Raw genomic sequence first — 1,059 nt, 5'->3', positions numbered from 1 at the left:
GGCTTTGTTTCCTAAATCAGTTGAACTAAAACCATAGCTGGTGATCTGATCGGCATAGCCTATCAACTCACCCATCAATCGTGTCAAAACCTCGCTATAAAACAACTAACTGGAAGCAATACAATCAAGCCTTAATTAATCGTGGCTCACTTACCTTCTGGATTGATGAGGACGCTATCGCCCAGTGGAAAGCTAAGGCTGAGCAACCAAGGAAAGGTCGCCCACACGTATTTAGCGACTTAGCCATTACCACCGCACTAATGGTTAAACGTGTTTTCTCTATGCCACTGCGAGCGTTACAAGGCTTTATCAACTCGGTGTTTAAACTGGCTGATATTCCGCTTTCGTGCCCACATTACACTTGTATCAGCAAACGAGCGAAAGCCGTCAAGATTGCTTTTAAAACCAAGACGCGTGGCACCATTGAGCACTTGGCTATCGATTCGACAGGCTTGAAGGTTTATGGCGAAGGTGAGTGGAAAGTGAAGAAACATGGCACAGATGGCAAGCGCCGCGTGTGGCGTAAGCTGCATATCGCCGTCGATACCCATAGCCATGAAATTATTGCAGCAGAACTGAGTTTATCCGGCGTCACTGATGCTGAAGTTATGCCGAATTTGCTCAAGCAAACCCATCGAAAAATCCGAAATATTTCAGGTGATGGTGCTTACGACACAAGAGCCTGTCACGATGCGGTTCATAGAAAACGCGCTTTAGTACTCATTCCACCGAGGGACGGTGCTGCACTCTGGGAACACGGACATCCGCGTAACTTAGCGGTCAGTTGGCAACAGCTTTATGGTTCAAATAAGCAGTGGAAAAAACGGTATGGTTATCATCGGCGGTCAATCTCAGAAACTGCCATGTACAGGGTAAAGCAATTACTTGGTGGTAGATTGAGCCTGCGAAATTATAACGGTCAGGTGGGAGAAACTTACGCGATGATAAAGGCTTTGAACAAGCTTACAGGGCTAGGCATGCCTGTAACTTACCGTGTAGTTTGATATTTAGACGATTATGAGGGGCTTTGTTCGCTGAATCGATTTAGGAAACAAAGCC

At 46.2% G+C, this 1,059-nt stretch carries 1 protein-coding gene; it reads left to right on the top strand.

From position 1 onward, the window contains the following. The first annotated feature begins 80 nt into the window (after positions 1-80). Entirely contained in the window at positions 81-1,004 is a 924-nt protein-coding gene (locus tag M0413_RS22590; protein WP_249555741.1) for an IS5-like element ISSpu11 family transposase, read from the top strand. The last annotated feature ends 55 nt before the right edge of the window (positions 1,005-1,059 follow it).

The sequence above is a fragment of the Shewanella sp. 8A genome (genome assembly GCF_023475945.1).
Classification (GTDB): Bacteria; Pseudomonadota; Gammaproteobacteria; order Enterobacterales; family Shewanellaceae; genus Shewanella; species Shewanella xiamenensis.
The sequence above is the reverse complement of the archived record's forward strand: the minus strand, read 5'-3'. Positions and strand labels throughout refer to the sequence as shown.